Origin of the sequence: Pandoraea sp. E26, assembly GCF_000681415.1 — a bacterium.
Lineage (GTDB): Bacteria > Pseudomonadota > Gammaproteobacteria > Burkholderiales > Burkholderiaceae > Pandoraea > Pandoraea pnomenusa.
Genome location: NZ_AYXJ01000034.1, coordinates 115,525 through 140,138 on the forward strand (window position 1 = coordinate 115,525; position 24,614 = coordinate 140,138).

24 protein-coding genes, 1 tRNA gene and 1 pseudogene are annotated in these 24,614 nt (G+C 64.9%); 11 read left to right on the forward strand and 15 right to left on the reverse strand.

Features of this window, described 5'->3' with window-relative positions:
• Positions 1 to 196 precede the first annotated feature (196 nt).
• Positions 197 to 1,894 carry an SH3 domain-containing C40 family peptidase gene (locus W930_RS28390; protein WP_023872709.1) on the forward strand — a complete coding sequence of 566 codons (1,698 nt, stop codon included), beginning with the start codon at positions 197 to 199 and terminating at the stop codon, positions 1,892 to 1,894.
• 129 nt (positions 1,895 to 2,023) lie between these two features.
• Here the strand turns inward: W930_RS28390 and W930_RS0121490 are convergent, their stop codons facing one another.
• On the reverse strand, positions 2,024 to 2,377 hold the full coding sequence (locus W930_RS0121490; protein WP_023598232.1) for a RidA family protein: 354 nt from the start codon (positions 2,375 to 2,377) through the stop codon (positions 2,024 to 2,026).
• Positions 2,378 to 2,476: 99 nt separating this feature from the next.
• The gene (locus W930_RS0121495; protein WP_023598233.1) at positions 2,477 to 3,136 is read right to left on the reverse strand and encodes a TetR/AcrR family transcriptional regulator; all 660 of its coding nucleotides are present in this window, start codon (positions 3,134 to 3,136) and stop codon (positions 2,477 to 2,479) included.
• A 155-nt stretch (positions 3,137 to 3,291) separates the two neighbouring features.
• On the opposite strand from W930_RS0121495, the gene W930_RS0121500 reads away from it, so the two are divergent.
• The 3 genes from W930_RS0121500 (at position 3,292) to blaPNC (ending at position 6,557) form a co-directional block, all read left to right on the forward strand.
• Positions 3,292 to 4,584, forward strand: a complete 1,293-nt coding sequence (locus W930_RS0121500) for an NAD(P)/FAD-dependent oxidoreductase (RefSeq protein WP_023872707.1) — start codon at positions 3,292 to 3,294, stop codon at positions 4,582 to 4,584.
• 2 nt (positions 4,585 to 4,586) lie between these two features.
• The gene (locus tag W930_RS29315) at positions 4,587 to 5,060 is read left to right on the forward strand and encodes a DUF3331 domain-containing protein (RefSeq protein WP_024788743.1); all 474 of its coding nucleotides are present in this window, start codon (positions 4,587 to 4,589) and stop codon (positions 5,058 to 5,060) included.
• Between the two features lie 288 nt (positions 5,061 to 5,348).
• Positions 5,349 to 6,557 carry a PNC family class C beta-lactamase gene (gene blaPNC / locus W930_RS0121510; protein ID WP_024788744.1) on the forward strand — a complete coding sequence of 403 codons (1,209 nt, stop codon included), beginning with the start codon at positions 5,349 to 5,351 and terminating at the stop codon, positions 6,555 to 6,557.
• 12 nt (positions 6,558 to 6,569) lie between these two features.
• Here blaPNC and metC read toward each other — a convergent pair whose 3' ends face one another.
• The 7 genes from metC to W930_RS0121545 form a co-directional block, all read right to left on the reverse strand.
• Entirely contained in the window at positions 6,570 to 7,757 is a 1,188-nt protein-coding gene (metC, locus tag W930_RS0121515; RefSeq protein WP_023872704.1) for a cystathionine beta-lyase, read from the reverse strand.
• A gap of 95 nt (positions 7,758 to 7,852) precedes the next feature.
• Positions 7,853 to 9,472: a rhodanese-like domain-containing protein gene (locus W930_RS0121520; RefSeq protein WP_023872703.1), complete on the reverse strand. Its 1,620-nt coding sequence runs from the start codon at positions 9,470 to 9,472 to the stop codon at positions 7,853 to 7,855.
• 171 nt (positions 9,473 to 9,643) lie between these two features.
• Positions 9,644 to 10,240 (reverse strand): cysteine dioxygenase family protein, encoded by a 597-nt coding sequence (locus W930_RS0121525; protein WP_023598239.1) that lies wholly within the window; start codon positions 10,238 to 10,240, stop codon positions 9,644 to 9,646.
• 102 nt (positions 10,241 to 10,342) lie between these two features.
• Positions 10,343 to 11,110, reverse strand: coding sequence for an amino acid ABC transporter ATP-binding protein (locus tag W930_RS0121530; protein WP_048806784.1), 768 nt, complete (start codon positions 11,108 to 11,110; stop codon positions 10,343 to 10,345).
• A 35-nt stretch (positions 11,111 to 11,145) separates the two neighbouring features.
• Positions 11,146 to 11,838 carry an amino acid ABC transporter permease gene (locus W930_RS0121535; protein WP_023598241.1) on the reverse strand — a complete coding sequence of 231 codons (693 nt, stop codon included), beginning with the start codon at positions 11,836 to 11,838 and terminating at the stop codon, positions 11,146 to 11,148.
• Between the two features lie 4 nt (positions 11,839 to 11,842).
• Positions 11,843 to 12,535 (reverse strand): amino acid ABC transporter permease, encoded by a 693-nt coding sequence (locus W930_RS0121540; RefSeq protein ID WP_023598242.1) that lies wholly within the window; start codon positions 12,533 to 12,535, stop codon positions 11,843 to 11,845.
• 15 nt (positions 12,536 to 12,550) lie between these two features.
• Positions 12,551 to 13,375, reverse strand: a complete 825-nt coding sequence (locus W930_RS0121545) for a transporter substrate-binding domain-containing protein (RefSeq protein WP_023598243.1) — start codon at positions 13,373 to 13,375, stop codon at positions 12,551 to 12,553.
• 201 nt (positions 13,376 to 13,576) lie between these two features.
• On the opposite strand from W930_RS0121545, the gene W930_RS0121550 reads away from it, so the two are divergent.
• Positions 13,577 to 14,455 (forward strand): LysR substrate-binding domain-containing protein, encoded by an 879-nt coding sequence (locus W930_RS0121550; protein ID WP_023872701.1) that lies wholly within the window; start codon positions 13,577 to 13,579, stop codon positions 14,453 to 14,455.
• A 39-nt stretch (positions 14,456 to 14,494) separates the two neighbouring features.
• Here the strand turns inward: W930_RS0121550 and W930_RS0121555 are convergent, their stop codons facing one another.
• From W930_RS0121555 to W930_RS0121565, 3 genes are all read right to left on the reverse strand, one after another.
• Positions 14,495 to 15,067 carry a DUF1993 family protein gene (locus W930_RS0121555; RefSeq protein ID WP_023598245.1) on the reverse strand — a complete coding sequence of 191 codons (573 nt, stop codon included), beginning with the start codon at positions 15,065 to 15,067 and terminating at the stop codon, positions 14,495 to 14,497.
• A 136-nt stretch (positions 15,068 to 15,203) separates the two neighbouring features.
• Positions 15,204 to 16,064 carry a class I SAM-dependent methyltransferase gene (locus W930_RS0121560; protein WP_023598246.1) on the reverse strand — a complete coding sequence of 287 codons (861 nt, stop codon included), beginning with the start codon at positions 16,062 to 16,064 and terminating at the stop codon, positions 15,204 to 15,206.
• 119 nt (positions 16,065 to 16,183) lie between these two features.
• Positions 16,184 to 17,116, reverse strand: coding sequence for a nickel/cobalt efflux protein RcnA (locus W930_RS0121565; RefSeq protein WP_023872700.1), 933 nt, complete (start codon positions 17,114 to 17,116; stop codon positions 16,184 to 16,186).
• Positions 17,117 to 17,231: 115 nt separating this feature from the next.
• Here W930_RS0121565 and W930_RS0121570 point away from each other — a divergent pair, with 115 nt between their 5' ends.
• Both W930_RS0121570 and W930_RS0121575 read left to right on the forward strand, forming a co-directional pair.
• Positions 17,232 to 17,501: a metal/formaldehyde-sensitive transcriptional repressor gene (locus W930_RS0121570; protein ID WP_023598248.1), complete on the forward strand. Its 270-nt coding sequence runs from the start codon at positions 17,232 to 17,234 to the stop codon at positions 17,499 to 17,501.
• On the forward strand, positions 17,498 to 18,151 hold the full coding sequence (locus tag W930_RS0121575) for an ATP-binding cassette domain-containing protein (protein ID WP_023598249.1): 654 nt from the start codon (positions 17,498 to 17,500) through the stop codon (positions 18,149 to 18,151). The genes W930_RS0121570 and W930_RS0121575 overlap by 4 nt, the downstream gene beginning before the upstream one ends.
• A gap of 132 nt (positions 18,152 to 18,283) precedes the next feature.
• Here W930_RS0121575 and W930_RS0121580 read toward each other — a convergent pair whose 3' ends face one another.
• Positions 18,284 to 18,946 (reverse strand): hypothetical protein, encoded by a 663-nt coding sequence (locus tag W930_RS0121580; protein WP_023872698.1) that lies wholly within the window; start codon positions 18,944 to 18,946, stop codon positions 18,284 to 18,286.
• Positions 18,947 to 19,159: 213 nt separating this feature from the next.
• Here W930_RS0121580 and W930_RS28400 point away from each other — a divergent pair.
• From W930_RS28400 to W930_RS0121595, 3 genes and pseudogenes are all read left to right on the forward strand, one after another.
• Positions 19,160 to 19,387, forward strand: a pseudogene (locus W930_RS28400) (low affinity iron permease family protein); the annotation flags it as partial.
• 216 nt (positions 19,388 to 19,603) lie between these two features.
• Positions 19,604 to 21,490 carry a methyl-accepting chemotaxis protein gene (locus tag W930_RS28405; RefSeq protein WP_023872696.1) on the forward strand — a complete coding sequence of 629 codons (1,887 nt, stop codon included), beginning with the start codon at positions 19,604 to 19,606 and terminating at the stop codon, positions 21,488 to 21,490.
• Between the two features lie 92 nt (positions 21,491 to 21,582).
• Positions 21,583 to 21,667, forward strand: a tRNA-Leu gene (locus W930_RS0121595).
• Between the two features lie 57 nt (positions 21,668 to 21,724).
• On the opposite strand, the gene W930_RS0121600 is transcribed toward W930_RS0121595, so the two are convergent.
• Both W930_RS0121600 and W930_RS0121605 read right to left on the reverse strand, forming a co-directional pair.
• Positions 21,725 to 22,303 (reverse strand): hypothetical protein, encoded by a 579-nt coding sequence (locus W930_RS0121600; RefSeq protein WP_023598253.1) that lies wholly within the window; start codon positions 22,301 to 22,303, stop codon positions 21,725 to 21,727.
• A gap of 164 nt (positions 22,304 to 22,467) precedes the next feature.
• On the reverse strand, positions 22,468 to 23,004 hold the full coding sequence (locus tag W930_RS0121605) for a hypothetical protein (protein ID WP_023598254.1): 537 nt from the start codon (positions 23,002 to 23,004) through the stop codon (positions 22,468 to 22,470).
• 335 nt (positions 23,005 to 23,339) lie between these two features.
• On the opposite strand from W930_RS0121605, the gene fmdA reads away from it, so the two are divergent.
• Positions 23,340 to 24,587, forward strand: coding sequence for a formamidase (gene fmdA, locus W930_RS0121610; protein ID WP_023872695.1), 1,248 nt, complete (start codon positions 23,340 to 23,342; stop codon positions 24,585 to 24,587).
• The last annotated feature ends 27 nt before the right edge of the window (positions 24,588 to 24,614 follow it).

Below are 24,614 nucleotides of genomic sequence, written 5' to 3' on the forward strand. Positions count from 1 at the left end.
GCTGGCAGCATCCGGACAACGCTCGGCACGGGTCGATTGTACTGTATATTTGTACAGCACCCGACCAATCCCCCACGGCTGGTGTTCCTTCTTCGAAAGCGTCGTTGCAACACCCGCCAGCCCCATGGGGCCCGGCCGGGATCGGTCGGGTCGCGATGGAGTAGCATGGCGACATCAAGGCTCTCTATCGCACGACATGGGTGCAATTCTCGCGACGCGCGGCGCCATCCGGCGCATGCGCATTCGTCTGACCCTCCGTCTCGGCTCGACGCGTACCGCCGACGGACCGCGCCCGACGACGCGGCACGCCAACCGTCTTCGCGCCATCGCGGCATTGCTGGTCCCGGCCGTCCTGCTGGCTGCCTGCGCGGTTGCGCCACAACCGCCCCGCACGTCCGCAATGCCCCCGGCCGCGACGTCGGTCACGCGCGAGAACATCGACCGCTTCCCCATCGAACATTACGATCAGGACGTCGATCACTGGATTCGCCCCGACGCGCCCGGCTATGACCGGCCACTACTTTCCTCGCAGGCACAGGCGCGACGTTTCGACGCGTTTCGCGCGCGCTACTTCGGTACCGCGCCGCGCGATCCGTCGCCATGGAACGGCACCTGGCTCGCCGCGTCGCTGCTCGATGCCGCAAGCCTGCGGCAGATCGGCGATTCCCAGGCACGGCGCGTCAGACGCTTCGACAATGGCGCAACCGGTGTGCGCAAAACGTACGGTGAGAATTTCCAGCCGCACACCGTCGCATGGATCCGGGCGCTCGAAGCCAACATGGCGCTCTCGCAACTCGATCCCGATCGGACGAATCCGGGATACGATCCGCGCCGTCGCGGCATCACGGTGGACAATGCGCTGGTGCGGCAACTGCCCACGAACGATCCCGCGTTCTACAACTTTCGCGAAGCGGGCGAGGGCTATCCGTTCGACGCCTTGCAGGACTCCGCGCTGCGTCCCGGCACACCGGTCTACACGCTGGCGCGCAGCGTCGACGGTGCGTGGCTGCTCGTCTATTCGCCCGACCTGATCGGGTGGGTCGACGCGCGCACGGTCGCATCGGTGGACGAGCGCTTCGTCACCACGTGGCGCAGCGCCGCCTTGCAACGGCTCGGTGCCATCGTGCGCGCCAATACGCCGCTCGCCGACGCCACCGCCGACGCCACCGACGCCCCGGCCCCGATATACCGGACGTTCGCACCGATCGGCACCGTACTCCCGCTCATCCGCGCCGCCGATGACCGCCAGGCCGCGATGTTCCCGGTGGCGGACATCGAGCGTCGCGCGCAGATCCGCACGGCTGCGCTCGACACCGACACCATCGTGGCGATGCCCTGGACCCTTACGCCGCGCCATCTCGCACAGGTAATGAAGCAGCAGATCGGGCGTCCGTACGGGTGGGGCAACACGCTCTTCTACAACGATTGCTCGGCCGAGACACGCAGCCTGTTCGCGCCGTTCGGCGTGTGGCTGCCCCGGCATTCGTCGGACCAGTTGCGCGCCGGAAAGCGCACCGACCTGCGCCACGCCGACATCGACACGCGACTGCGCACGCTCTCCGAGCAAGGGCGGCCGCTCATGACACTGATCCACATCAATGGGCACATCATGCTGTATCTGGGCAATGCCCAGCGAGATGGCGAGCGCGTGCCGATGACGTATCAGAACGTGTGGGGACTATTACCGGCCGACAACAGTCGCCGCAACGTGATCGGCGGCTCGGTGATACTGCCCTTGCTCAAGACCTATCCGGAAGATCCGGAGGCGCAGTCGCTCGCCGGCAAGCCGCGATTCGAAATCAGCGTGATCGGGGCGGAGGATGCGGCAGGACAACCTCGGGGAGAAGCCATACGGGCGCCCGGTCTCGATTCGCAGGAGGAGATGCCGCAGTAGTGCTGGAGTGCTGGAGTGCGGACGTACGAAACCCCGACGGGTGAAGGCCGTTTTTTCCGAGATGTACGAGGCGGGAAGCGGGGCTCGCGCGCCGTGCGCGACATCGCGAGCCCCGTGGACTGACGACGGTTACGCCAGGGCAGTCACGGCAATTTCCACATCGATACCGTCGCGCATGAGCGGCGACTGCACGCAGGCGCGCGTGGGCGCGTGGCCTTCCGGCACCCAGGCATCCCAAACGGCATTGAATTCGGCGAAGTGCCTGGCGTCCGACAGCCAGATGTTGGCCGTGAGCAGCCGCGTCTTGTCCACGCCGGCCTCGGCGAGCAGCCCGTCGATGCGCTCCAGAATCTGCTGCGTCTGCTCGGTAATCGACAAGAGGTTGACATCCGGCACCTGGCCGGCCAGATACACGACGCCGTTGGCGATCACGATCTGGCTCATGCGAGCGTTGGTGTGCAGACGTTTGATTTCGTTCGACATTGGGGGGCACCGTAAAGAGAAGACGCGGGCCGGGAGTGGCCCGAGTGCCGCTATCTTAAACGACGGGTATCGCAACGCCCGCACGCCCCACGATTCGCGTCACTGCCGGATGAGCGCCATCGCGCAGTCAAGCACCGTGCGCTTCAGATCGGCCATGCCTTCCGGCGGCAGGAACGGCCCCATCATGTGCCGGTACGACACGGTCTTGCTGATGGCTGACGTCAGCATGAAGAACATTACGTCGGCATCCTGCACCGGTCGGTGCTGCGTGACGAGCCAGTCGGACACGAGCGGCACCATCGCATCGCGGTACGGCCGCACCAGCCGTTGCGTGATGATGTCCAGACGCTCGCCCTCCTCGGTGGCCGCGGTGGAGAAGAACATGCCGACGTCCGGGTTCTCGAACACCGCCTCCACGAACTCGCGCACCGCCTGCTCGAGTCGCTCCGCGGGCGCCATCTCGGACTGACGCAACAGGTGCGTTTGCTCGATCAGCGACTGCGTGAGCGTGGCAATCTGGTCGACGACGGCAATCCAGAGCGCTTCCTTCGAACCGAAGTGATGCGAAATCAGCGCCGCATCCACGCCCGACGCTTCAGCGATCTGCCGCACGCTGCTCGCATAAAACCCACGTTGAGCAAAAATACGCCGCGCGTTGAGCAGCAACGCATCGGCGCCATGCGCGCAGTCGCACGTCGGGCGTCCGCGGGAACGCTTGCGGGGTGAATCGGCTTGCGAGACGGCTTTTTCGGGAGTCATTGAGCGATGGGGTAACGATTTCGCGACAGCAATGCGCCAAGTCTACCCGACCCGAACGCGCCTGCCTGCCCAGACACATCCCATTTGACACGTCGGGGCCACGCTCTATATTATGCCCTTATTCATCACTTGTTGAATTTGACATTTCCCCCCAAATGTCTCGCGCGAACCGAATCGTGATCGTCGGTGGCGGTATCGCCGGCTTGATGCTGGCAACGCGCCTGGGCCGCACGCTCGGGCGCGACGGGGCCGCGCGCGTGACGCTCGTCGATCAGCATCCCACGCATCTCTGGAAGCCGATGCTGCACACCGTGGCTGCCGGCACGCGCGATGTGGCGCACACACGGGTGGCGTATCTCGCCCATGCGTGCGGCAATGGCTTCACGTATCAGGCGGGACACCTGTGCGGGCTGGATCGCGTGCGCCGCGAAATCGTGCTGGGGGAGATGGTGGCGCCGGACGGATCGCGCTTGCTGGGCGAGCGTCGCGTGCCGTACGACGCCCTCGTGCTCGCGCTGGGCTCGCAGGCCGACGACGCCGGTCTGCCCGGTGTGCGCGACGTATGCCACTTCATCGACAGTCAGACACAGGCCGAGGCGTTCCACGCGGCGCTGCGCTGCGAAGCCCTGCGCAGCGCCGTGAATGACGACGCGGTGCGCATCGTGATTGCCGGAGGCGGCACCACGGGCGTGGCGCTGGCGGCGGAGTTGAGCCGCACGTTTGCGCTGGCCGCGGGGTATGGCGATCCGCGGATCGGGGAACGCCTGAAACTCACGCTGGTGGAGGGCGGCCCGCGGGTGCTGGGTGCCTTTCCCCCCGGCGTTTCCGCCTCGACGCAGGGGCAACTCGAAGCGCTGGGCTTTCGTGTCCTGACGGACACCCGCATCGTGTGCGCCGATCGCGATGGTTTCTATCGCGACGACGGTCAGTTGATCCCGGGCGATCTGCTGGTGTGGGCCGCGGGCGTGAAGGCGCCCGACGTGCTCGCCGGTATCGGCGGCCTTGCGACCAACGACGCGAACCAGATCGTGGTGCGTCGTTCGCTGCAGAGCGCGCAGGACGAGCGGATCTTCGCGCTTGGCGATTGTGCATCGCTCACGCGGTCGGACGGTGAACACACACTGCCGCCAACCGCTCAGGTGGCAACACAACAGGCGGCGCATTTGGGCCGTCACTTTGGCGCGTGGCTCGAAGGCCGCGCTATTCCGCCGTTCGCTTATCGCGATCCCGGCGCGTCGGTGTCGCTGTCGGGCTACAACGCGTGCGGTGCGCTTGGGCAATTCGGCTTCTTCAAAGGTGGCATCGTGCGCGGACGGTTTGCGCAGTGGAGCCACGCCATGTTGTATCGGCGTCATCAGCAAGCGTTGCACGGGTTCGCCCGCGCCACGATGTTGCTGGGGGCGGAAAAACTCGGCGGCCTTCGCGGGCCGCGCATCCGGCTGGCCTGACTATGCGAAGCGACCGAACCAACTGTTCCAACCGAAGCGGCGGCAGCCGCGCTCCCGTCAACGCCTCGGCGACCTCCCGCGCCTCGCGCGCCGCACGTGCTTCGGCGCGTGACAAGGGCGTGTGGCAGCACACCGTGGCGATGCTCGATGCGGAGCCCGTGGTGTGTCTGCCGGTCATCCCATACACGCGGCGCGCGCCGATCGTGCGCGTGCTGGAAATTTCCAGCGAACTGACGATCACCGTGTCGTGGAACGACGCCATGGGCGGTAACTACGGCGCGCAGATCTGGCGCATCCGCAAAGCACATCATCCCGGCGTTTGTGCGTTGACCGGAGTGTCGATCGACGTGGGCGATTTCGTCTACCGGCCGCTGTTCGGCGACGTACCGCCGCTCAACGCCGACGCCATGATCTCGGCCGACGCGATTCGTGCAATGCGCGCCGCGGAGAGCCGCGAGCTGGAAGCCGCCCTGTAAGGCGCGACCAACCCACGCGCTGAAAAGACCGATCCCCCCGATCCCCCGTTTCGTTTCAGCGTGTTGCCGCCCTTCGAGGGCGGTTTTTTTTGCGCGGCATTTCCGAGCCGGCGATTTACGGCGGTTCCCGAGGTTACGACCGTTACGACCGTTACGCCGCACACCGCCGGATGCGGTGGCATTTGGGATTACCCTTCGGTCATCGCATCAAGCGCTTCACAATGGCATCGACCGGCCCCGGCCAGTGCCGTATTTGCGCAATGCCCCCTCACACGGAGACCCTCGCCGATGACCAAGCCACACCTCACGCTGTTTGCCTCGCTCGTCGCCACCGCCGCCATTGGCTGGATGGCATTCAGTGCGCGCAGTTTCGCGGCCGAGCCGGACGACGCGACGACTCGGACGAATCCCCGTCAGGAGGAGATCCGGTCGCTGGTCGACAAGACCATCCGCCCACTCATGGCGCGGCAGGACATTCCCGGCATGGCCGTCGGCATCCTGTTCGACGGCCACACGTACGTCTTCGAGTACGGCGTCGCGGACAAGGCCGCCAACAAGCCCGTGACCGCCGACACGCTGTTCGAGATCGGGTCGGTCAGCAAGACGTTTACCGCCACCCTCGCCGCCTATGCGCAGGCCGACGGGGCGTTGTCGCTCACCGACAAGGCGAGCCGCTTCGCCCCCGAATTCGCCGGCACGCCGTTCGGCGACGTCAAGCTGGTGAACCTCGGCACGCACACCAGCGGCGGCATGCCGCTCCAGTTGCCCGACAACGTCCGTACGACCGACCAGATCGCTGACTACCTCAAGGCGTGGAAGCCCGCGAAGCCGACCGGGACCGTGCGCACGTATTCGAACGTCAGCATCGGCGCGCTCGGCTGGCTCACCGCACGGGCCATGCAAGGCGACTTCGCGACACTGATGGCCGAACACGTCTTCAAGCCACTCGACCTGCGGCACACCTTCATTCGCGTACCCGAGGCCGAACAGGCGAACTACGCGTGGGGTTATAAGGACGGCAAGCCGGTTCGGGTCACACCTGCGCTGCTCGAACCGGAAGCCTATGGCGTGAAGACGACCGCCGCTGACCTGCTGCGCTTCGTCAATGCCAATCTCGGACAGCCGGTACCCGATCGCAAATTGCGCCATGCGATCTACGCCACGCGCACCGGCTATTACTTCGATGCCCCCATGACACAGGATCTGGTGTGGGAGCAATACCCGTATCCCGTGACGCTGGACGCCCTGCTCGAAGGCAATTCGTCGCACATGGCGCTCAACCCCACGCCGGTGCGGGAACTCTCGCCGCCGATGGCGCCGACACCGGTCGCCTGGGTCAACAAGACCGGATCGACGAACGGCTTCGGCGCATACGTTGCGTTCGTGCCGTCCAAACAGATGGGCATCGTGCTGCTGGCGAACAGGAATTACGCGATGGACGAGCGCATCCGTGCCGCGCATCACATCCTGACGACGCTCGACGGCGCCCGGCCCTGACGGCGGAGTGCCTTAGCCGAACACCTCCGCCAGCGCGGCCGCCATGTCGTCGATCAGGTCCTGCGGGTCTTCCAGGCCGACGTGCAGGCGAACGATGGGGCCGGCCGCGCTCCAGTCCTCGCACGTGCGCGTACCCGGCACATTGACGACTGTCGCCAGACTCTCGTAGCCGCCCCAGGACGCCCCGATGCCGAACAGCGCCAGCGCATCGACGAACCGGTTCGCCTGCGCGGTCGTGGCGTTGGCGAATTCGAACGAGAGCAGACCGTTCGTGCCCACGCAGTCGCGCTGCCACAGGGCGTGCCCCGGATGCGTCGGCAGCGCCGGACAGAACACGCGCGCCACTTCGGGCAACGTCTCGAGCCAATGGGCGACCTCGAGCGCATGGCGCTCATGCATCTGCAAGCGCGCCGCCAGCGTGCGAATGCCGCGAAGCACGAGATAAGCATCGTCGGGGCTCACCGCCACGCCTTGCGCGTCGGCCATGGTGGACAGCGTGGGCCACACCGCCTGCGTCGTGGTGACGGTCCCCATCATGACGTCGGAGTGGCCGCTGAGATACTTCGTCGCGGCCATCACCGAGATGTCGGCACCCAGCGCGAGCGGCCGGCACTGCACACCCGAACCCCACGTGTTGTCCGCCACGAGCCATGCGCCATGGCGATGTGCCAGATCGGCCAGCGCGGGAATGTCGCACATCTCGTAGACGAGCGACCCCGGCGTTTCCACATAGATCAGCTTGGTGCGCGCCGTCATGTGCTCGGCCGCGTCGCTGCCATCCGCGCGGAAATACGTCACGTGCACGCCCCACGGCTTCAGGAATGTCTCCACGAAATGCCGCAGCGGCTGATATACGCAATCCGAAATCAGCACATGGTCGCCCGGTCTCACATAGGCGAGGAACACCATCGAAATCGCCGCCAGGCCCGTCGGAAAAAGACGCGTGCGGTAGCCGCCCTCCATGTCCGCCACGACATCTTCCAGCGCGAAGCCGGTCGGATTGCCGCGCGCGCCGTAGGTGAACATGCGTTCGGTGCCGCGACGGCGGCGGGCGTCGTTCATGTCGTCCATCGAGTCGAACAGCACGGTGGACGCGCGCACCACCGGCGGATTGACGGCGTGGCCGCCAATGACGGGCGTGTGCGTGCCGCCCTTGATCAGGCGGGTGGCGAGACGTTGGGAAGACGATTGTCGGGACATGGTTCGGGGGCGTGGCGTAACAGGAAGCGTCGGCGAATCGGGAAATGGGAATGGGGCATGCGTCACCGCCGCGGTGCGCACGCCCATGTCGGAGCTTACTTCGAAGCGACGGACTCACCAACTCGGAAGGCGCCTCGCTCTTCATCGTCAAGTTGCGCGAGCAGACCCGTCTCCCATGCCAGGTACTGACGCGCGGCCGCCTTGTTGCCGTCGTGACGGTCGTGTACGAAGAACAGGTAGTCGATGCACTCGGCATCGGGCGGGACATCGGCTGAACCGACCACCGGGTAGCCGGCCGCCATCCAGGCCTTGATGCCCCCCGCAAGCAGCGAGAACGTTCGCGTGTCTTCCGGGTGCGCGCGCCGCCAGTCGGCAACGAACAACTCCGCCACGCCGCGCTCGTCGGCCACGAGCACGACGTGATGTGCCGCATTCAATACCGAAGAGACCGCCGGTGCCGACACACGCGGACGAATCGCCCAATGGGCGCCCGGCACGTGCTCGCGGCGGAAGTTCATGCTCGGGCGCAGATCGACGACCGCCACGCTGCCGTCGGCCAGCGCCGCATCAAGCGCGGCCGCGTCGATCTCGGGCAGCGTAGCGCTCACGCCCGGTGAACGCACCGGCAGCGATGCGCCGCTCGACAGACCGTCGCGCAGCACGTACGCGTCGTGACCCAACTGGCGCAGCCAACTGGCGACGACGGGCGCTCGCACGCCGTCGTTATCGAACAGCACCACGCGCGCGTGGCGCACGCCGACATACTGGTCCGTCGCCTGGATCAGTTGGCCGCCCGGCGTGTGTTGCGCGCCCGGCAGCGTTCCCGCGGCGAATTCCTCCGGCGTGCGCACGTCGCACAGAAACAGCGTGCGCGTGGGATCGGCGGCCCACTGCGCGAACGTCGCGGCATCGACTTCGGGTACCGCGAAGCGCTCGGCCAGCGCACGGCTTGCCTCGCGCATCTGCGCCGCACTCGACGGCGCGACCGTGTCCGGGTAGCGCCGCGTGCTGCCGCGCTCGAGCGGCAAGTCTTCCAGATACCAGCCCTGCGTGCCGTTCTCCAGCGCCATGACCGGGTTGGGAATGCCGAGATTGATGAGCGTCTGCGCGCCGATGATGCTACGCGTGCGCCCCGCGCAGTTCACGACGATGGGCGTCGTGGCGTCGGGCACCAGCTCGCGAATGCGATAGCCGAGTTCCCCGTTCGGACAACAGATCGACGACGGGATCGTCATCTTCAGATACTCGTTCACGGGACGGCCGTCGAGAATGACCACGTTGTCGCCACGCGCTCGCATCGCCGCCAGTTCGCGGGCCGTCACGCGCGGCGTGTGATATGCCATCTCGACGAGTTCGCCGAATGTTTTCGACGGCACGTTCACGCCGGCGAACAACGTGTAGCCGGCCTGCCGCCATGCGTCGGTGCCGCCTTCGAGCACGTACACGCCGGTGTAGCCGAGTTCGGCCAGACGCTGCGCCGCCTGCACGGCCACGGTGGCGTCGGTGTCGTAGACGACCACGCGGGCATCACGCCGCGGCGCGAGCCGCACGATATCGAGTTCGAGACGGCTGTAAGGCAGCGTCACGCCGTAAAAGAGATGGGCTTCACCGTATTGACCGTGTTCGCGCACGTCGAACACGGCGATTTCGGCGCCGTCGTGCAGCCATGCCTTGAGACGGGCGGCCGGCACGAATTGAGGAGTGAACGAAGTCATCACGTGGTATCGGTTCTCTGGTTTCGCCCGGCCGTTGCCGAAGCGTAGGGATGAGCGCGCCCGCACCGCCCTTCGGGGGCGATGTGTCGCGCTTGGCGCAAGGGGCGCTTGCGCCGTGTGGAAAGGCCGTCGGGCCGCGCCGGGTCGGCGCGGCTTCAGCGGATCAGCGGATCAGCGGCGGGTCTTCACGCCGATGTCCATGACCTGGTACGTGCCCTTCTCGAGGTCGAACGTAATGCGCTCGGTCAGCGTCTCGAGCGCGCGTCCGTACATGTGCAGGTGACGAATCGGCGCGTCGCCCTTGATCTCGACGGCGTGAATGTCGTCCGACGCGAGCGCGATGCCGTTGCCCGGATCGACCACCACGGTCTCGCTCACCTCGAGCGTGCCGACACCGGGGGTCTTGCCGTCGTCGGTGCGGCGATAGACGTAGTTGTATTCCACGCCGTCCACGGCCGCGATGCAGGCCCACGTGGTGTGGTTGTGCGGCGTGATCTTCTTGCCGGGGCGCATGACGTTCAGATACAGCGCATACGTCTTGTCGGCGTCTTCATGGATCAGGTAACGCGCCTGGAGTTCGCCGTCGGTCGGGGGCGGAAAGTCCGCCTCGCTCCACAAGGCGCCGCGAGCGGCCAGCGACTTGACCTGTTCGAGCACGGCGGCCAATGCCGGGCGTGTCTCACCGGCCGGCGCGAGGGCGGCCTTCATGGCGGCAATGGCGTCGCCGACGGCGGCCTGACGTTGTTCGGAAAGTTGGGACGTGGACATGATGAAAGTCTTCTCCGTGAAACCTTGTTATTTCGACGCGCTCCGATGAGACGCGCTCGTGTGTGTCGTCAATGGCTTGCGGCCGTCGGGCCGGCTAGCCTGTCAAACCGTCGCGGCCTCGCGTGGCACGCTGATCGTCGGCGACGGGCGCAGTACATCCTGAAGGAAGCGTTGCGCACGCGCGTGCCTGGGCCGACTGAAGAACTCGGCGGGCGGTGCGTCTTCGAGCAATTGCCCCTGATCCATGAACCAGACGCGGCTCGACACGTCGCGCGCAAAGCCCATTTCGTGCGTGACGATCATCATCGTGAGCCCCTCCCCGGCCAGCGATCGCATGACCTGCAGCACCTCCTGCACCATCTCCGGATCGAGTGCGCTCGTCGGCTCGTCGAACAGCATGAGCGGCGGCTTCATGGCCAGCGCCCGAGCGATGGCCACACGCTGCTGCTGGCCACCCGAGAGATTGGCGGGCATGGCGTCGATCTTGTGCGCGAGCCCCACCTTGGCCAACAGCGTCTCGGCCTGCGCCTCGGCCGCCTCGCGCGACATGCCGAGCACCTTGGTCGGCCCGAGCACCAGGTTCTGGCGCACCGAAAGGTTCTGGAACAGGTTGAAGCTCTGGAAGACGAAACCGATGCGCGCACGCAGCTGGTTGAGCTTTACGTCGCGGGCATTGACGTCCTTGCCCTCGAAGAGAATGCGTCCCTTCTGAATGGCCTCGAGCCGCGTGACGGTGCGAATCAACGTCGACTTGCCCGACCCCGACGGTCCACACACCACCACGACTTCACCGCGGCCGATGGTGGCATCGATGCCCTTGAGGACATGGTGCTCACCGTAGAACTTGTCGACTTTCTCGAATGCGAGCATGGACATGGTCGCGTTCTCCTTGTGGAAACCTGTGCTTACGCCAGTCCCGCGCGCTGGCGGGCGATGCGACGCTCGAGCCAGCCGGCGAAGCGCGAAATGGCGAAACACAACACGAAATAGAAAGCTGCAAGCACGAGGAACGTCTGCAGCGGCTTGGTCAGCACGATCGTATTGACCTGAGCGGCCGAGTAGGTGAGCTCCGGTACACCGATAACGTAGGCCAGCGACGTCGCCTTGATGATCGATACGAACTGATTGACGATCGACGGCAGCATGTTCGCGAGCGCCTGCGGCAATTGCACGTAGCGCATGCTTTGCAGCCAGGATAGTCCGTTCGAGCGCGCCGCCTCCATCTGGCCGCGCGGCAACCCTTCGAGACCGGCGCGCACGATCTGGGACAGGAACGCACTCTCGTAGACGATGATCGCGCACACCGCCGTGGTGAAGGCCGACACTTCGGCGCCCACCAGCAGCGGCACGGCGAAGTACGCCCAGAAGATGATCATCAGCAGCGGAATGCCGCGCACGAGCCGCGTCCAGACGCCGGCCGCACGCCGCATGGCGCGCCAGGGCGAGACCTGGGCCATGCCGATCAGCACCGAGATCGGAAACGAGATCAGCAGCCCGAGCGCCGACAGAATGAGCGTGACCGCCACGCCGCCCAGCGGTCCGTTGGGCCAGCTGCCGACGAGGAACAACGCGAAGTAGTCATGCAGGATCTGGTACATCGGCTCAGACTCCCGAGGGCGCCGCGCGGCGTTTGGCGAAGTGCTCGGAGAGCGCCATCAGAGCGAGCGTGCCGATGAGGTAGAGAATCGTGGCCACCAGAAACACGTCGAAGGTGCGAAACGTCAGGTTGTCGATCTGACGCGTGCGGTACAGCAGTTCGTGCACACCGATGGCCATTGCCAACGAGCTGTTCTTGAAAAGAAGCAACGCCTGGTTGAGCAGGGCGGGCAACGCCACCCGAATCCCCTGCGGCAGGATCACGTAGCGGAATGATTGGAGGTACGTCAGGCCGATCGACCACGCGGCCTCCTGTTGCGTATGCGGTATCGCGCGCAGCCCCGAGCGCAGGTCTTCCGAGATGAAGGCCCCGGCGTTGAGCGCGAGCGCCACCGAGGCGAAGAAGAACTCGGTATTGCCGGCGTTGATCCAGTCGCGCATGCCGGCAGGCAGCAGTTGCGGCACGCCGAAGTACCACACGAGGATCTGCACCAGCACCGGCACGTTGCGGTGATACTCCACGATCACGATGACGAAGCCCTTGAAGAGCTTCACCGGCAGGGCGCGCAGCGTGGTGAGCACAATGCCCACCACGATCGCCATCAGACCCGACACCACGAACAGCCGCAGCGTGGTCAGTACCCCGTCGCGAAGCAGCTTCAGGTAGCCGTCGTCGAGCAAAAACGAAAGATCGAACATTGTGCCGCGTCTCGCTTACTGCACCTTGATCGGCTCGACCTTGTAGTCGCGCGTGAACTTGTAAGCCGACTTGCTGCCGAGCCACTTGTCGAAGCTTTCCTGCAGGCCGTTCGACTTGTCGTAGTCGAGCAGAATCTTGTTCACGGCCTCGCGCAGCGCGGGCTCGCCCTTGTTCATCACCACGCCCCAGCGCTCCTCGAACACCGGCTTGGCGAGCAGACGATACTGCTGCCCACCCTTGGTGGCCGCTTCGTTGGCGAAGCGCGCGAGAATCAGCTGACCGGCGACCAGCCCCTCGACCTTGCCTTGCTGCAGGGCGAGGAAGGCCGATGAGATGTCATGGAACGTCAACAGGTTCGAATCGGGCAGGCGCGTGACCGACACGGCCGCCGAACTCGAGCCTTCCGATGCGGCGATCTTCTTGCCGGCGAGCTGGTCGAGTGTCTGCACCGGCGAGTCGGCGCGCACCAGCACGCGAATCGGGGCGACGAAGTACTGGTCGCTGAAGTCGACCTGTGCCGCGCGCGCGGGCATCCACGCCACGGCGGCCGCCTCGACGTCCACGCGGCGCGTCTTGAGTTCGGGGATGCGCGCGTCGGTCGACAGGGCGCGGTGGTCGAGCTTCACGCCGAGCCCCTTGGCGAGGGCGTTGCACACGTCCACGTCGAAGCCGACGATCCTGCGCGTCGCGGCGTCGGGGAACGCGTAAGGCTCGCTCGCGTTCTGCGTGCCGCAAACGAGCGTGCCGCGCGCCTTGATGTCGGCCAGTTGATCGGCGCGGGCGACGCCCGTCACGGCGAGTGTCGCGAACAGCGCGGCTGCAAGGTGTCGTTGCCACATGGTCCTGAGTCTCCTTGGGTGCGATCCTGGGCGATCATGGATCGGCGAATCGATTAGCGGGGGACCGGTCAGCGCCGGCTTTGCCCCCCGTCACATAAATATTGCTTGAGTGTCAGGCAGGTTATCCACCAAAATTCCTGAGAACAATTTAATTTTTATCCCGGAAACATTAGCGTTTCTGAAGTATTGACTTTGACGATCATGCGAAATCTGGACATCGACCTGCTGCGCACCTTCGTGGCGATCGCGCAGCACGAGACGTTTGCGGCGGCCGCCACGCGGGTGGGGCGCACGCAATCGGCCATCACGCAGCAGATGCAACGGCTGGAACAGGAAATGGGATGCGCCCTGTTTGAAAAGCAGGGGCGGCAGAAGACGATGACCGCCGACGGCCTGCGGCTCGTCGCGTATGCGAACAAGATTCTCGCGCTCAACGATCAGGCGGTGCAGGTCATGCAAACGCGCGGCCCGGCCGAAAAATTGCGGATCGGCTCGCCCCACGACGTCGCCGATTCGATCCTGCCGAGCATGCTGCGACGACTCTCGAAGCTGTCGGCGGAATTGCAGTTGGAGATCATCGTCGGACGCAGCCCCCACCTGATGGATGCGCTGCGCGACAAGGAGCTGGACCTGGCGATCTCCACGCGTTACGACGAGGGATTTCCGGGGATCAAGCTCCGGACGTCGCCGATGGTCTGGATCTGCGCGGACGATTTCATCTTCAACGCGTCGGCGCCGGTGCCGCTGGTGATGGCTGACGAACTGAGCCTGTTCCGGCGACTGTCCATCGAACGGCTGAACGCCGCGGGCATCGCGTGGCGCACGAGTTTCATCTCGCCCACGCTCACCGGCATCAAGGCGGCGATCAGCGCAGGGCTGGGCGTGACAGCGCGCACCACCGAACTGCTCGACGCGAACATGCGTGTGCTCTCGGAAGCGGACGGCCTGCCGCGTCTGCCCGATGTGGCGTTCTATCTGTACGTGCAGCCCACGTGCACGAGTCAGGTGCTGCGCGAACTGTTCGAGTCGACGGAGCACATCGCCACGCGCTTCGGACCGCCGTTCCTGATGGCGGAATGACGCGCGGCGAGGGGTGCGGCAAAGCGTGTGGCGACGAACTTAACCTTGCGGCGCGGTCCCCGGGCGCAGATACCCAAGCACGTGCGCCACGTAATCGGCCTTGCCAAGTTCCACGCCGTGCTGACGCAGGATGCCGTAGGCGGTGTTGATGTGGAAATAGAACTGCGCGAGCGACCAGTCGCGCGCGTACTGCTCGCCCGTCATGTCGAAGATGACACCGTTGGGGAGCGACAGGGAAATGTCGATGTATTCACCGGCGTCGAGCGCATTCGCGGCCAGCGTGTCGAGAAAGGCGAGCGCGTTCGCAAGGCACGCCTTGGCGTCGGCGAACGTGCCGGGATGCTGTTCCGCATTCCAGCCTTCCTTCTGAAGCGTCACGAGCGCTTGCGGAATCGCTTCGCTGCGCAGGCGGTAAGCGGGCTCCATCGCCTGGTAGCACACGAAGCGCACCTGCGCGGCGAGCGGATACATGTCCGGCGCGAGCCGCAGCGTCATGAGCGCATCGGGATGCTTGCCATTCGCGCTTTCGTAGTCGGCAGCCTTGTCGAGCCATGCCGACAGGCCACGCAGCATCTGCGAAAAGGTCGGAACGAGAAGTTCGGTCAATGTCATGCCACGCCTCCGTTAGCGGTATCGATTCTTGCGCAGCGGGCAGCATAGCGCGAACGTGCCGGCCTCACAGCGCAGGATCGATGCGATGCGGCGGCGGACGATATCGGGCAACGTCGGCCGCACGCGAGCGCATCGCTTACGTCGTCGCGATCAGCAGCTCCTCGGCATTTCGCGGCGGGTGCAGGCCGTCGGTTCGGTTCGCGAAGTATCGTTCGGTCAGCGCGGCCGCCGAGATGTGCCGGGCATCGTGAAAGCCGTTTTCGAGGGCGAACGCCATCATCGCGTCCGGAGTGAAGAAGCTGATGAACGGCGTGCCGCTGGCGCGCGCGCCCTTCTCCGCCATCTCCAGCCCGGGGCGTACGTCCGGATCGGCCATCTCCAGCGGCAGCAGGAACGTCATCGCCAACGTCGAGCCCGGCGCGAAGGACGACACCTCGCGCAGCGTCGCGGCATTGGCCTCGCGCGACAGATACATGCTCACGCCCGTCGAAACGATCACGGCCGGTCGGCTCGCATCGAAGTCGTGCCGCACCAGTGCCTCGCGCCACGATTGTCCGGCTTCGAAATCGACCGGCACAAAACGAAGCCAGTCCTGCACGCCGTAGCCGAGCGCGATGAGGCGATCGTGCTTCCATCGCTGCGGCCCGGGGCGGTCGACTTCGAAAATCGTAAGCGACGACGCCAACGACGCGTACCGCTGCGCGAAGCTGTCGAGCCCCGCGCCGAGAATCACGTACTGGCTCACGCCGCGCCGCACCTGCTCGATCACGAGGTCCTCGATGAAGCGCGCCCGCGCGACGATGGACGCCCGAAACGGGCGCGTGAACGTCGGATCCATGTCGCCGCGCTCCCGCCAGTCGTCCGGCGGATCGAGCAGCTTCAGTCCGATGTCGTCGGCGAGCACGGGCGGGGCCGCGTCGGCTTCGAGATGCAGTGCGCGCCATAATGCAACGCGCGCAGCCGTGGGTTCGGGGGCGATGTCCTTCGGAGCGGTCATGATGGGGCCTCATCGGAGCGATACCGGATGAGCCGATTCTTGCACACCGTGGGGCAACGCGCCGCACACGTCGGTCCGGCGCCGATGGCGTCCATGCGCCCCGCCCGGCTGGCGTCGCTTCAAGCGCCGAAGAACAGATGCGACGCGCCCTGATAGGCCACGTAAAGTCCTACGAGAACGATGAGCGCGCCGGAGACGTAGGGTGCCTTGCGAGCGAACTCGCCGAACCCGCCCCATCGATGCGACACGTGTCGCACGCTGAGCGCGGCCAGTGTTCCCGAGGCCACCATCGTCAGCGCCAGGCCGATGCTGAAGCACAAGACGAGGCCCGCGCCCAGCGCAAAACGCTTCAGTTGCAGGCACAGCAGCAGCACCGTGATCGACGCGGGACACGGCACCAGCCCGCCCGTCAGTCCGAACATCACGATCTGCCCCGTGGTGACATTGCGGTCGGCGAACCGCCGCTGAATGTCGCGGGCGTGAGCTCGCTCGTGAGCGTCCTGATACTCATCAGCCGCCAGCGCGAGCCCGGCGGGTTGGGCGGATGCATGCGGATGCTGGGCGGGGCGCTGATCGCGGGGATGCCCGTGATCGTGATCGTGGCCGTGGCCGTGGCTGTGGCCGTGGTCGTGGCTGTGGTCGTGGTCGTGGTCGTGGTCGTGGTCGTGGTCGTGGTCGTGGTCGTGCCCATGATTGTGACCGTGCGCGTGAGCGTTATCGCGCCAGGTGCGCCAGAGCATCCACGCCGCCACGCCGAGTATCAGCACACCCGACGCCAGTTGAAAGTACGGTTCGGTAGCTTCCGCGTTCCAATTGCGCCCGAAATAGAGGCCGGCCATGGCCACGAGCCACACGACCGCCGTGTGCGAGATCGTGGCGGCGAGGCCGAGCAACACGGCCTGCCCGACCGTGCCGCGAATTGCGACGATGAACGCCGCCATCATCGTCTTCGAATGGCCGGGCTCCAGACCATGCAATGCGCCGAGCAGGATCGCGCTCGGGATGAACAGCCAGGCGTTGCCTTGCTGCAGAAGGGTCGAGAACTCCGTCATGACGCCACGCTCGATCGAGTTGAACAGGGAATCGCGAATATACTCCCCCACAGTATATTTGTGTTAGCATTTTTCGCACATTGATCGTCAAAAAATTGCGAGGGCGCGACAGACCGTGCACACGATTCGGGACAAGAGCAAATTGCTGGCACGCGTGCGTCGCATACAAGGGCAGACGCAGGCGTTGGAGCGTCAGTTGAGCGAGGAAGGCGACTGCGTGGAGATTCTCCAGCAGATTGCCGCCATTCGCGGCGCCGTCAACGGTCTGATGGGCGCGGTGATCGAAGGACATCTGGTCGATCACCTCGTTCACGAGTCCGATGAAGCGCATCGCGAAGCCGAATTGGCACCTGTCCTCCACGTGATCAAGGCCTATCTGAAATGACACGCCCCGGCCCCCTGCTCCGCTTCGCGCATCTCACCCAACGTTTCGGCGACTTCACTCTGTTCGAGAACCTCGGGTTTCAGGCCGACTGCGGCTGCTTCGCATTGCGCGACGAGGGCGGTGGCGGCAAGACCACGCTGCTCGGCATGCTCGCGGGCACGGTCGATGCCCACGGCGGCCGGGTTTGGATCGACGGGCATTCGATGCAGAGCGCGACGGACGCCGCGCAAGCCGCGCTGGCCGTGGTGCCGTTCGATTGCCTGACCGAGCCCGCGCAGACGGGGATGGGGTTTCTTGCGCAGCGTGCGGCTGCGCGACGAGTCGATGTGAGCGCGGACGTTCTGCAATGGGTGGAGCGCTTTGGCTTGATGCCTCACATGGAAAAGCGGTTCGATCAGATGTCACTGGGTACGCGCCGGAAGTTCTATCTGAGCGCCACGCGATTCGGCTCGCCGCGCGTGATCCTTGCCGACGAACCGAGCGGCGGCCTGGACGGTCCGTCGCGCAGCGTGCTGATCGATCTCTTCAGCGAGCTGGGCAAGAACAGTTGCGTGTTCTTTTCGACGCATGACGACGAACTGGCCGAAGGCTGCCACGCCACCCAGCTGCGATTCCCGGATCTCGCGAGTGTCGCGACCAGCGGTCCTTGATCGGCCAGCCGGGGGCCGACAGATTTACGTCGAGCGCCATCCCGTCATGTCGGGTCGCAGCGAGCCGAAACCATCAGGTTCACCTCGCGGCGGTCCCCGGCGGCAACGGCACGCGTCACCTTGGCTGCCGGGTCAAAGGCGGCTTCGAACCAGCACGCCGGCAGGAAATGAGGCGCCTTCGGCCGCAGTGCCCGAGCGTACCGACGCTACCGCAGCGCTATCCTCCTGATCCTCCGTGACCGAAGCCGTGGCCGGCATTGCGGCGGCGTAGTAATCCCTGACCATCCCATAGCTCGTCATCTGGCCGCGAATATAGGTGCCGTCTGCGCCGGTCGAGGACCCCATGCGGCTGAAGTCGTTATAGTCCCGGCGGCTGATCGTCCCTCGGTAATACGGCCCCAGGGCGCGCGTCAACATCAGCGCCTTCCAGAAATTGTTCCGGTTGAGTCCGACGGCCTCGTCAACGATCCACTGCACACACCGACGTTTCTCGATCTCGCTCAAGCTGTTGAACGAGGCGGGGACCCGAACCGCCCGCATGGATGACCATCGGCTTTCGCTATTCGCCGCCGCATGCCAGTCCTTGCGCAATTCCGTGTATGCGACTTCCACGGAATCGTTGCTTGCGGCACCGGCAACCGAGGCGCCCTTGCGTGTACGCAGCGGTGCGGCGTCGCCATCAAAACGTGCGGTGGCCGAGTGTGTCACGCGCGACAGATCGCAGGCGACGCCACCCTGCGCCGGCGCATGCGGCTCGATGAACGCCGGAGCAGGCGGGATGCCGCGCACTTCCATCTCTGAAACAATGCCCATGACTCGACTCCTCAGGTAGGTTGGTATTTCAGATTGGCACCGAAAACGCGGCACACTTTCAGTTGTTGACACCGGATTTTGGCATCGGGCCACCCGTCGAGAACGCTTGGGATATTCGCGGGGTGATCCGCTGGCCGTATTCGGCGACCGCAAGCGACGACAACCGCTCATCGATGGCGGCCGTCGCTTGTGACATTCCAGAACACCCAGAACCGCGACACGGCGGCCATGCACATCAAGCTCGATGAGCTGATCCGGGCCATGGAAGGGGCGCATAACGCCTTGCTCGACCTCGAGGAGCTTGACGAGAAGGAGCTCGCGCGCTTTCGCAAGCGCTACGAAGCCCTCGCGAACGAGGCCCGCCTGGCGCTTCGCAACGGCAAGCGCGATACCGGGTCGCCCTTCGTCGACGACAAGCATTGAGACGAATCCGAGGGGCGCCCGGTGTATGCCTCGGCATCGACGGTTGAAACGCAACGCGGGCGCATTGACTTTCGCTCACTAAAGTTCCCGCCCCGCGCGGCCGTAAGCGAGGGAGTAGCGCAGCACTGTCTCCACGCGAGGGCACCGCAAGTCCCGCGCCGAGCGGTTGCCCCCCCCGACCCCACGGCTCGCATGCGAGCCTATCGAAGATCGCCCATGAAAGTCACTTCCCTGCGAACCCGGATTCTGCTCATTGCCTGCCTGACGGTGGTGGGCGCGCTGATTCTCTCAGGCGTCACGACGTACGTGATCGTGCGCGGGAGCATGATGTCGAGCATCGACGATACGCTCTCGGCCGTGGCCGACGGCAACGCCAGTGCCATCGATCGCTGGTCGGCCGACAAGGCGCAGGCTGTCGTCGCCACGTCGCAGGTCGTGGAAAAGGGCGATCCCGCGGGCCTCGTCAAGCTCATGGGCAAGACCAACGACTTCCCGATCACCAGCGTCGGCTGGTCGGACAAGACGTTCTTCTCCACCGCGCCCACGCCGGCAGACTACGACCCGACCGCTCGCCCCTGGTACAAGAGTGCCGTTTCGGCTGGCAAACTTACCGTCACCAAGCCCTATGGCGATTCGTCGACGGGCATTCCGTACGTGGCTTTCACCGCGCCGATCGTGCGCGACGGCCAGACCGCCGGCGCGGTGAGCGGGGCGGTCGCCCTGACCGGCGTGCAGGACATCATCAAGGCGGTACATCCCACACCGTCGAGCCTTGCGCTCGTGGTGGCCAGCGACGGGCAGGTGATCGCCCACCCGGACAACAAGTTCTCGCTCAAGCCCTCCACCGAAGTCGCACCGCAACTGACCGCCGAATCGCTGCCGGGTATGGCCGCGAATGGGGCGGCGCCGGTGGAAATGACGCTCGCCGGCGCACCGAAGCTGCTCCGGGCGAAGCGCATTCCCGGCACCGACTGGTACCTCGTGGTCGCACTCGACCGCGCGGAAGCAACCGCCGGCCTGACGCGCGTGCTCACCGCCACGGTCGTCACGCTGGTGGTGCTGACCTTGCTCGCGCTGGTCATCGCCACGATCTTCACGTCGCGCGCCTTCAAGCGCCTGTCGATCGTACGCGACGCGATGGATACCATCGGTTCGGGCGACGGCGACATGACGCAGCGTCTTGACGTGATCGGCCACGACGAAGTGGCGCAGATCTCGAAGTCGTTCAACGCCTTCGTGGACAAGATCAGTTCGGTCATGCTCGACGTGCGCTCCGGCGTGTCGTCGATGACCTCGGCCACCAGCGAGATCGAAATGGGCAACCGCGACCTGTCGCAGCGCACCGAGGCCTCTGCCGGTTCGCTGCAGGAGACGTCGTCCGCGCTCACGGAACTCACCTCCAGCGTGAAACAAACCGCCGACACGGCCGAACACGCCACGCGTCTGGCCAACGACGCGAGCGCCGCCGCCGCCCGCGGCGGTCAGGTGGTGACCGACGCCGTGGGCACCATGGCCGCGATTACGCAATCGTCGGAGCGCATCACGGAAATCATTGGCGTCATTGACGGCATCGCCTTCCAGACCAACATTCTCGCGCTCAACGCGGCGGTCGAAGCCGCCCGCGCGGGCGAGCAGGGGCGCGGCTTCGCCGTGGTGGCCGGCGAGGTGCGCACGCTGGCGCAGCGCAGCGCGGCGGCCGCACAGGAGATCAAGGCGCTCATCGAGACATCGGTGCAAAACGTGAAAAGCGGCACCGAGCGGGTACAGGCGGCGGGCACGACGATGCATGAAATCGTCGACGGCATTGCCCGCGTGCAGCGTCTGGTGAGCGAGATCCACGGGGCGATGACCGAGCAGAGCACCGGCATCAGCCAGATCGACCGGTCAGTCTCGGAAATGGATCAGGCCACGCAGCAGAATGCGGCGCTGGTGGAAGAGTCGGCAGCAGCGTCGGCCATGCTCAGCGAGCAGGCTCGCATGCTGGCCGAGACCGTGGCGCGCTTCCGCCTGCGCGACAGTCAGTCGTTCGAGTCGCGCGGCCCGGGCGGCGCACATGCGCCGTCGTTGTCCGTCGTCGGCGGCACGAAGCGGCTCGCCGCCTGAAGGGAACCGGCGCGGGCGGCAGGGGATTTCGTGAGCGAGGCATTCACAAAAGTCGATTTTCCCGTTACAATCGCGCTCCCTTGCAGGACAAAGCCGACGTGGTGAAATTGGTAGACACGCTATCTTGAGGGGGTAGTGGCGCAAGCTGTGCGAGTTCGAGTCTCGCCGTCGGCACCAAGGTTAAAAAAGGCAGAAGATCGAAAGGTCTTCTGCCTTTTTCGTTTTTTGGCGTCGTCACGCCCCTGGGTGATCGCCTGGATGACGCATCGCCTGCGCGATGACGTTCGAGGCGGATCCTTCAATGGCACTGCTCACGGCTTCGCGCATGGAAACCCACAGGTAATTCGGGAATTGACTGATCCAGCTCCACTCATAGGTTTTCGCCTTGACCGCATGCAAATCGAGTGGCACGTAATCGTACGACGGGAGCCGAAGCAGAATATTGAATGCGTGAAGGACGTCCGTCTCGTGCAGTCTCTTGAGCTCATCGAACAGGCGCAAAGCCGCAGCTTCAGGGGGCTCGCCCCTCGCACAAAGGAGCTCGCGCAGCCAGCGCAAGTCCTTGCAAATCTTTATTGCGTAATGGAATTCTTCCTTGAGTGCCCGGCACAAATTCCCGAAAGCGATTTCGATAAGTTCAGACTCCGTGAAACCTGGTGAACCCGCAATGCCGACGGGAGCGTGGCCAACGCCTGCCATGTCGTCGACGAATTCATGAAACGCGCCGGCACCCGGCACTGGACCTTCGGCGCCACGCACGTCCGGGACCGCAAAGGGAATGGCTGAAAAGCCGGTGTTCTGCGCAGGATTCATGGTCGATCTCCATACGGTGGAAGGAAGAACCATCCTGTCACCGGATCGATAACGCCCTTTGCGTTACACTCGCTCGACTTTCATTTTCCGTACCCTGCCGGGCCGATGCCCAGCGCGCTTTGCGGGACATCGACCCGCCCGCGTCTGAATCGGCGGCGCCAGATTCACCGCGCCATCGCGGCGTCGCGCAACAGACGACGCACTGTCGGCCAGTGCGCTCGCGCGAATCTTCCGAGTCCAAGCCGCCGCCAATGGCGCAACACTGCGGCGCGTCCATCGGGACCGTCAGTGAGCACGCACTCCAGCGCCGCAAGCCGCAGATGGATCTCGAGCCGGTCGAAGTTACGAATCAAATGTTGAAAAAGCGCGTAGCGCTTATCGTCACCGGGCATTCGTGCCATCCAGTACCTGACGAACGCCTGCCAACCGGGGGTACCGCCGCCATGGCGAACCGCCTGCGCCCAATGCGCCACGAAGTCCTCCGGGATGTCGTGTGCGAACCCCAGAAAATCCGTCTGAAACTGAAATGCCGTATCGGTATCCACCGACACCGGAGGGAAGGGAAGCGACCACGCCGGTTCCGGCACGTTGGCCACGCCATCGAGCGGCCATCCGATGTCGGGCGTCGCGCTCGAGCGGCACGACTCTTCCATGTCGGACGGTGGTACCAGACTGATATCCGGGATGGGCAACGGCGGCATATCGCGATCTCCTTGGCAGCGAACGGCTCACGCTGCCATGCTTATCGCACCTCATCTTGCGAATTCGCTATCCGATTTCGCCAATTCTGAATGTGTCATCCGGCCGGGCGCTGCGCACGACATGGCATCCGAACATCAATTAGGATCGCGAGACGATAGTAAAAGAAATAATGTCTGGCACATGCGACGGTTTATGCTGTGATCCGGTGTAGTGCAAAGTAATTTGCCTTAGATGTCGTACGTCCTCGATTACCTCTGCGTGCAAAACCGGCGCCGGATGGCGCCCATTAGATCGTCGGCGTCTTCCGCCGGCATTTGAAACCAGGAGCGAGCGCATGGCTGAAACCCTCATCAAGGTCGACCTGAACCAGTCCGCATACGAAAACGAACAGGTGCACAATCGGTGGCACCCGGACATTCCGATGGCGTGCTGGGTCAAGCCCGGCGACGACTTCATCCTCGAGACCTACGACTGGACGGGCGGCTTCATCAAGAACGACGACAGCGCGGACGACGTGCGCGACATCGACCTGTCGATCGTGCACTTCCTGTCGGGGCCGGTGGGCGTGAAGGGGGCGGAGCCCGGCGATCTGCTGGTGGTGGATCTGCTGGACATCGGAGCCAAGCCGGACAGTCAGTGGGGCTTCAACGGTTTTTTCTCCAAGACGAACGGTGGCGGATTTCTCACCGATCATTTCCCGCACGCGCAGAAGTCGATCTGGGATTTCCACGGGCTGTACACGAGTTCGCGTCACATTCCGGGCGTGAGCTTTGCCGGCCTGATTCATCCGGGCTTGATCGGCTGCCTGCCGGACCCCAAGCTGCTCGAAACCTGGAACGCTCGCGAGACCGGACTGATCGCGACCGCCCCGCAGCGCGTGCCGCCGCTGGCGAATCCCCCCTTTGCCGCGACCGCGCACATGGGCAAGCTCACGGGAGCGGCCCGGGACAAGGCCGCAGCCGCCGGCGCGCGCACCGTGCCGCCGCGCGAGCATGGCGGCAATTGCGACATCAAGGATCTGTCGCGGGGTTCGAAGGTGTTCTTTCCCGTGTATGTGGATGGCGCCGGATTGTCGGTGGGCGACCTTCACTTCAGCCAGGGCGACGGCGAGATCACGTTCTGCGGCGCGATCGAAATGGCCGGCTGGGTGCACATGCGCGTGAATGTCATCAAGGACGGGATGGCGAAGTACGGCATTCGCAATCCGGTGTTCCAGCCGAGTCCGATCACGCCCGCCTACAACGACTACCTGATCTTCGAAGGCATCTCCGTCGACGAGCAGGGCGGGCAGCACTATCTCGACGTGACGGTGGCTTACCGCCAGGCGTGTCTGAATGCGATCGAGTACCTGAAGAAGTTCGGCTACTCAGGCGCGCAGGCGTACTCGCTGCTCGGATGCGCACCGGTGCAGGGTCATATCAGCGGGGTCGTCGATATTCCGAATGCGTGCGCCACGTTGTGGCTGCCCACGCAGATCTTCGACTTCGACATTCGTCCGAATGCCGATGGGCCGATCCAGCACGTGAAGAGCGGGGTGGGTGGGGTGGACATGCCGTGCTCCCCCGATCTCGTGAAGTCGTGATGCATCGCGACAGACGGAGGACGACAA